At 47.6% G+C, this 7713-nt stretch carries 6 protein-coding genes and 1 other annotated feature; of the genes, 1 reads left to right on the top strand and 5 read right to left on the bottom strand.

Going from position 1 to position 7713, the window contains the following annotated elements; translation table 11 throughout:
• Positions 1-139 precede the first annotated feature (139 nt).
• The 4 genes from serS to pdxS form a co-directional block, all read right to left on the bottom strand.
• On the bottom strand, positions 140-1417 hold the full coding sequence (gene serS / locus KNQ06_RS16750) for a serine--tRNA ligase (protein ID WP_050679050.1): 1278 nt from the start codon (positions 1415-1417) through the stop codon (positions 140-142).
• Positions 1418-1478: 61 nt separating this feature from the next.
• Positions 1479-1686: a binding site (T-box leader), on the bottom strand.
• A gap of 12 nt (positions 1687-1698) precedes the next feature.
• On the bottom strand, positions 1699-2934 hold the full coding sequence (locus KNQ06_RS16745) for a D-alanyl-D-alanine carboxypeptidase family protein (RefSeq protein ID WP_215148964.1): 1236 nt from the start codon (positions 2932-2934) through the stop codon (positions 1699-1701).
• Positions 2935-3025: 91 nt separating this feature from the next.
• Positions 3026-3604: a pyridoxal 5'-phosphate synthase glutaminase subunit PdxT gene (pdxT, locus tag KNQ06_RS16740; protein WP_215148962.1), complete on the bottom strand. Its 579-nt coding sequence runs from the start codon at positions 3602-3604 to the stop codon at positions 3026-3028.
• Complete coding sequence (pdxS, locus tag KNQ06_RS16735; protein ID WP_215148960.1) at positions 3598-4485, bottom strand: pyridoxal 5'-phosphate synthase lyase subunit PdxS; 888 nt, start codon at positions 4483-4485, stop codon at positions 3598-3600. The genes pdxT and pdxS overlap by 7 nt, the downstream gene beginning before the upstream one ends.
• A gap of 116 nt (positions 4486-4601) precedes the next feature.
• Between pdxS and pdxR the strand changes: the two genes are divergently transcribed.
• Positions 4602-6005: a MocR-like pyridoxine biosynthesis transcription factor PdxR gene (gene pdxR, locus KNQ06_RS16730; protein ID WP_215148958.1), complete on the top strand. Its 1404-nt coding sequence runs from the start codon at positions 4602-4604 to the stop codon at positions 6003-6005.
• 42 nt (positions 6006-6047) lie between these two features.
• Here pdxR and guaB read toward each other — a convergent pair whose 3' ends face one another.
• Complete coding sequence (gene guaB, locus KNQ06_RS16725) at positions 6048-7514, bottom strand: IMP dehydrogenase (protein WP_029343029.1); 1467 nt, start codon at positions 7512-7514, stop codon at positions 6048-6050.
• Positions 7515-7713 lie beyond the last annotated feature (199 nt).

Below are 7713 nucleotides of genomic sequence, written 5' to 3'. Positions count from 1 at the left end.
CCGTACTTCTTACAAAATCAATGATGACCTGTCTGTTTTCCTGACATTAATTATGATAGCATCTGCCTTTTAACGTGTAAAGACCTTTTCTAAAAAAACTTTTTAAAATACAGAAAGGGGGATTACTCCCCCTTCTGACTTAAGCTTGAATCACTTCAAGACCACCCATGTATGGACGAAGCACTTCTGGAATAACAACTGATCCATCCGCTTGCTGGTAGTTCTCTAAAATCGCAGCAACCGTCCGACCGACTGCAAGGGCAGAACCGTTTAACGTATGAACGAATTCTGGTTTTGCGTTCGCTTCGCGGCGGAAACGAATCTGCGCCCGGCGTGCTTGGAAATCTTCAAAGTTTGAACAAGAAGAGATTTCACGGTAGACGCCTTGGCTTGGCATCCAGACTTCGATGTCGTATTTCTTCGCAGCCGTGAATCCGAGATCAGCTGTACACATGCTCAATACTTGATACGGAAGTTTTAGCTTTTTCAAGACTGTTTCCGCTTGTCCTGTTAACAATTCGAGCTGCTCGTAAGATTCTTCTGGTTTGACGAAACGAACGAGTTCAACTTTATTGAATTGGTGCTGACGGATCAAACCGCGTGTATCGCGTCCGGCAGAACCAGCTTCTGAACGGAAACATTGGCTGTATGCCGCATAGCCGATCGGTAACTGATCTGCTGTTAGGATTTCTTCACGGTGCATGTTCGTCACCGGAACTTCTGCTGTCGGTACGAGGAAGTAGTTCGTCTCTTCAATCTTAAAGGCATCCTCTTCGAACTTCGGCAATTGTCCTGTTCCTGTCATAGAGTCACGGTTGACCATGAGTGGTGGCAAGATTTCTGTGTAGCCATGCTGATCTTGGTGAAGATCCATCATGAAGTTGATCAATGCCCGCTCAAGACGTGCCCCCGCTCCGCGGTAAAAGACGAAACGGCTACCTGTTACTTTTCCGGCACGTTCGACATCGACGATTTTTAATTGCTCCATCAAATCCCAGTGTGGGACCGCTTCGAAGTCAAACGCTGGTTTGTCACCGACTTCACGTAAGACGACGTTATCGTCTTCAGAAGAACCGACCGGTACGCTGTCATGTGGAATGTTTGGAATACCGAGGAGAAGTTGGTTCAATGTCGCTTCGACATCACGTAACTCGTCGTCAAGCGTCTTGATCTCATCTCCGACACTACGCATCGCAGCGATCGCTTCGTCCGCGTTTTCCTTATTGCGCTTGAGTTCAGCGATTTTTTTCGTTGCTTCATTTCGTTCTGCTTTCAACACTTCTGTCCGCGCAATCAGTTCTCGGCGTTTCTCATCAAGTGCGAGGAAACGGTTCATGTCCGTCAAGTCCTCTCCTCGGTGCGCTAACTTTTCTTGAATGGCGTCAAAATCTTGGCGTAATCGTTTAATATCAATCATCTGTAATTCCTCCTTTATGTCATAAAAAAAGGCGACTCGTCTCTTTCCGGTATTCCTACCGAAAAGGGACGAATCACCTGGATCCGCGTTGCCACCCTCATTGCTAGACACATCTAGCCAACTTAAGACGCGATAACGGGCGTACCCGCACCTTGTTCGCAAGGTGTGCGATCCGGCTCGATTCAATCCATCGATCTGACTAGTTCACACCACCCACTAGCTCTCTTAACAGTATCGATACATCTACTTGGTCCGTTCATAGCATCTTTATGAGATTAGTCTTACTTTACACCATCGCCTTGGAAGTTGACAAGAGTCGATTGTTGAATCGCTTGTTCAATTTGCTTCGACCACGCTGTCCAAGCGCGAACGAGGCGTGTCGGAACACTCGCAAGTGGAACAGCAGTTGCGCTATACAAATTCACGCGGGGTGTCTCAAATCCTGGTAGGTAGATCCCATCGTCCGCGACCTGCACCGTCCCAACGACTTCTTGTTTTGTCACAGGAGCCGTTGTTTTTGAGAAGTCGAACCGTGGTTCCCGCGTCTTCGCTTGTTTTAAGACCGTAACGTATAACGAACCGTCCGTGACGACGTCTAGCTTTCGAACAGTTGCGCCTTTAATCGGAAGAACGTCTTTGATCCGTTCGCCTTTTCCGTAATACGTCAATGGCTCGAACGTCGCAAAACCATAGTCGAGTAATTTTTTCGTTTCCTTGAAACGGGCTTGATCGGAATCCGTTCGCATGACGACCGTGACAAGCGTCATATTATCCCGCGTCGTCACACTAGCGAAGCAGTAACCGGCTAAATCAGTCGTTCCGGTCTTCATCCCCCGCATGCCGGCATATGCGAATTTTTCCTTCGTCAGCATCTTATTCGAGTTATTTAATACCTCTCCATCAAGTTTCATCTGTGTTTTGTTCGTCACATCCAGTGCATCCGGGTAATCCTTGATGTAGCGAATGACGAGTAAGGCGATATCGGTCGCTGTCATCAAATTCGTTCCTGGAAGGGTCGCATCGACAGCATCTAGACCAGAGGCATTCGCATACTCCGTGTCGTTCATTCCGAACTGTTTTGCTGTCTCATTCATCTTTTCAACGAACGCCGCTTCTGAACCGGCGACAGTTTCGGCTAGCATGACCGCTGCATCATTGGCCGATTTGATGAACGCCGCATTATACATCTCGCGAACCGTGTATGTTTTAGCTTTAACTGGAACACGCGCGATTCCGGACGTCTTCGCAAGCTTTAACACTTTTGCACTCGGCGTGATTTTTTGATCCCACGTCAGTTTTTTCAATTCGATTTGTCGTCTGACGAGGTAGAGCGTCATCAGCTTCGTCATCGAAGCAGGGGGCAACGAAACATCTGCTTCCGATTGAAGGAGGATTTTTCCTGTGACCGCATCGGCCATTATGTAAGACTCTGCTTGAATCGAAGGTGCTGCTTGTCCCGCTGTAGGAAATCCTACGACTAGGAGCACACTTAAACAGAGTAGTAAAATTCGTTTCATCGTGTCTCTCCTTCACTCAATCATTCGTTTTACGAATAGTGTAGCACAAAAGAAGCACCTGACAGTAGAACCTGTCAGATGCTTCCACGCTTTATGAACAGACGGACTGCCGCTGTTTGATTTTTTGTAAAAAATAGCGATGCAAGCGATCGTCCTCTGTCAATTCAGGGTGAAACGAACACGCGAGGTGTAATGATGTCTCGACGGCAACGATCTGGTCTTCGACTTTCGCAATCACTCGTGTTCCTTCCCCGACAGACAGAATCAATGGCGCTCGAATGAACACTGCTTCGATCGGCTCTTCAATTCCTTCAACCGGTAGCAATCCTTCAAATGAATCGATTTGTCGACCGAAGGCATTTCGACGGACCGTCATCGAAATCGCGTTGAGATGACTCTGACCTGCTTCGACAGCGGTTGCGAGTAGAATCATTCCAGCACATGTTCCGAACATCGGTAACGTCGTCGCTTTTTCCCGAAGCGGTTCCAGTAATTCATAGCGTTCGATCAATCGACGCATCGCGGTCGATTCGCCTCCTGGTAAGACGAGTCCATCGAGTCCATCGAGATCGCTCACTTGTTTGACGAGAACGACATCGACACCAAGACCTTCAAGTTGCTGTCGATGTTCACGGACCGCACCTTGAACATCAAGAATACCAATTACCATCCGCGTGTCGCCATCCGTTCTTCAAACGGCATCGATGTGACATCGATTCCTTTCATTGCTGTTCCGAGTCCTTTGGATAAAGACGCGATCCGTTCAAAATCATCTTTGTACGTAACGGCTTCGACAATCGCTCGAGCGACACGTTCTGGGTGTTCTGATTTAAAGATCCCCGATCCGACGAAGACACCATCTGCCCCTAGGTGCATCATGAGTGCGGCATCAGCTGGTGTCGCGACTCCACCGGCTGCAAAGTTGACGACCGGTAGACGTTCCTGTGTCCGAATATCACGTAATACTTCGTACGGAGCACCCCATTCTTTCGCAAATGTCATCAATTCATCTGGACTGACATGTAAAATCTGATTCAATTGTGCTTGAATTTGTCGCATATGGCGAACAGCTTCGACGACGTTCCCAGTCCCAGGCTCGCCTTTCGTCCGAATCATCGCTGCTCCTTCTGCGATGCGACGAGCGGCTTCCCCAAGATCACGTGCGCCACAGACGAACGGCACAGTGAACTCTGACTTCAGTAAATGATATTGTTCATCTGCCGGAGTCAGGACCTCACTCTCATCAATGAAATCGACCCCCATCGATTCGAGAACACGTGCTTCGACGATATGACCAATCCGGCATTTTGCCATGACGGGAATTGAGACCGCTCCGAGTACTTCTTCCGTAATCAACGGATCTGCCATTCGTGCGACGCCTCCGTCACGACGAATATCAGACGGAACACGTTCAAGTGCCATGACTGCAACAGCACCTGCTGCTTCCGCAATCTTCGCTTGTTCCGCATTGACGACATCCATGATGACGCCACCCTTTTGCATTTCAGCCATTCCACGTTTGACACGATCCGTTCCTTGTTGACGTTCCATATCCATTCCCCCTTGGTTGACTTTCACTCCTTTAGTATACGGAACATTGACACTTTTAAAAGTATCAGTTTATGATGATTTCAACAGGTCAGTTTACGAAGAAGGAGTCAGACGAGATGGACATGCTATCATTTCAACTCACGCGCAATCAGGAAAAACCACTTTATGAACAACTTTATCAACAGATCCGAAATGAAATCATTGCCGGTCGTTTAGCATACGGCACGAAATTACCATCTAAACGAAAACTCGGTCAATTTTTGAACTTAAGTCAAACGACGATTGAGCTTGCTTACCAACAACTTGTCGCAGAAGGATATGTCGAATCCATCTCACGTAAAGGTTACTTCGTTCTTGCCTATGAGGAACTTGCTTACGTCAAAACCTCACCCGTCATCGAACCACGTGTGACTAAAGAAAAACCGATCATCACGTATGATTTTCATCCAAGTAAGATTGAAGGGATCTCTTTCCCGTTCGCCCGTTGGCGAAAGTATGCCAAAGATATCATCGATACCGATCACCACCCACTTGTCTCACTCGGTCATCCACAAGGCGATCTAGCGTTACGCGAAGAGATTGCGACCTATCTTTATCATTCTCGTGGTGTCGTCTGTTCTCCTGAACAAATCGTCGTCGGTTCAGGTGTCGAGCAATTGTTGCCGCTCGTCCTCTTCTTACTGGGACGCGACGTCACGTACGGTATCGAGGATCCCGGTTATCATACGACACGCCTCTTACTTGAAAATCATGAACGCATGATTGAACCGATTCGTGTTGATGCGAATGGATTACGGATCGATCAATTACAGGAATCAAACGTCGATGTCATGTATGTCACACCGGCACATCAATTTCCTTCCGGTAGTATCTTATCCGTCAACCGAAGACATCAGTTGTTAAACTGGGCGGCGATGGATCCGACCCGTTTTATCATCGAAGACGACTATGATAGCGAATTCCGCTACAGCGGTAAATCGATTCCGTCTTTACACAACATGGACAGCAATCGTGTCATTTACATGAGTACTTTCTCAAAATCACTCATGCCTTCACTACGGATCGGTTATATGGTCTTACCCGAAGTCTTACGCGCTCGGTATCAAACAGAACTATCACACTATACCTGTAGTGTCTCGCGCTTCGATCAAACGATCTTGACGCGCTTCATGAAAGAGGGCGACTTTGAACGACATCTCAACCGGATGCGTAAAGTATATCGTCGCAAGCTCGACGTCTTAATCCAATCACTTCGCCGGATTCCCGCCTTACGATTGACCGGCGAAAGTGCAGGGCTCCATGTCGTCGTTTCCGTAGCGAACGGGATGACGGAGCAGGAGCTCGTAAAGCGGGCACAACAACAAGGCATCCAAGTATATGGTCTTTCTCAATATGCCCAGTTACCGCTTCTTTCCGATACGCCTCAAATCGTCCTTGGATTTGCGAGTCTCTCTGAGCAAGAGTTGATAGAAGGATTACGATTGTTGATGGACGCGTGGGATTTGCATAAATCATCATGAAAAAAGCCTCGCCTTTCTACTAGAGAAAGACGAGGCTTTTGTTTATTGACGTGTATAGTTCGATGCTTCTTTTGTAATTTGAATATCGTGCGGGTGGCTCTCTTGCAAACCAGCGCCCGTCATACGGATGAACTGTGTCTCCTCACGCAATTCTTCTAACGTTGCAGCACCACAGTATCCCATACCTGAACGAATACCACCAACGAGTTGGTACACCGAATCGCCTAGTTTACCACGGTAAGCGACACGTCCTTCGATTCCTTCTGGAACGAACTTCTTGTCTGCTTCTTGGAAGTAACGATCTTGGCTACCGCGTTTCATCGATGCTTCAGAACCCATACCACGGTATGTCTTGAATTGACGACCTTGGTAGATTTCCATCTCACCTGGGCTCTCTTCTACTCCTGCAAGTAAGCTTCCGAGCATGACAGCGTGACCGCCAGCAGCAAGTGCTTTTACGATATCTCCAGAATACTTGATGCCACCGTCAGCGATGATTGAGACACCATGTTTCCGTGCTTCTGTCGCACAATCGAAGACGGCTGTGATTTGTGGTACACCGACGCCTGCGACAACACGTGTCGTACAGATCGAACCAGGTCCGATACCAACTTTGATGACAGATGCACCCGCTTCAATCAAATCGCGTGTTGCTTCTGCAGTCGCAACGTTACCCGCAATAATTGGTAAGTTTGGATATTCTTCACGAAGTTCACGTACTTTGAGAAGAACACCTTCTGAGTGACCGTGTGCCGTATCGACGACGAGTGCATCGACACCTGCATCGACAAGGAACTTCGCGCGCGTCGAAGCGTCTTTCGTGACACCGACAGCTGCTGCGACGAGTAAACGTCCGAACTGATCTTTCGCAGCATGTGGATACTGTTCGACTTTTTCGATATCCTTTGTCGTGATTAACCCTTTTAATACACCGTTCTCATCAACGAGTGGTAACTTTTCGATGCGATGTTTGTGGAGAATCTGTTCTGCTTCAGCAAGGGACGTACCAACTTTTGCTGTCACGAGTTCTTCTGTCGTCATCACCGTTTCAATGACAGTCGAGTAATCCTTGACGAAACGAAGATCACGGTTCGTCAAAATCCCTACTAATTTACGCTCTGTTTCGTTATTAACGATTGGAACACCAGAGATGCGGTACTTACTCATCAAATACTCGGCATCGTAGACTTGACGCTCTGGCGTCAAATAGAACGGATTCGTGATGACACCATTTTCAGAACGTTTGACGCGATCGACATGTTCTGCTTGTTCTTCCATTGACATATTCTTATGAATGACACCAAGACCACCTTGACGTGCCATTGCGATTGCCATCGGTGCTTCTGTGACGGTATCCATCCCAGCACTGATCAACGGAATATTAAGTGTGATCCCTTCACATAGCGTGACAGATAAATCAACGTCGCGCGGCAAGACACTCGAACGACGGGGTACGAGTAAGACGTCATCAAACGTCAAACCCTCTTTAGCAAATTTGTTCTCCCACATGTTATCCACTCGCTTTCTCTTTTATAAAAGAATATTGATGTTATGGTAACAAGCAGAGGGTGTCATGTCAATGACTCGACCAATAATCAGAACAGTCTGAAGTTTCACATAACACAAAAAGACCGACCTGCAATCTGCAGATCGGTCAAGTGCCTGGCAACGTCCTATCCTCACAGGGGGAAGCCCCCAACTACTTTCG

It is taken from the genome of Exiguobacterium sp. s91, from assembly GCF_018618915.1.
Classification (GTDB): Bacteria; Bacillota; Bacilli; order Exiguobacteriales; family Exiguobacteriaceae; genus Exiguobacterium_A; species Exiguobacterium_A abrahamii.
Note: the sequence above shows the minus strand (reverse complement) of the source record. Positions and strands in the feature narration are given on the sequence as shown.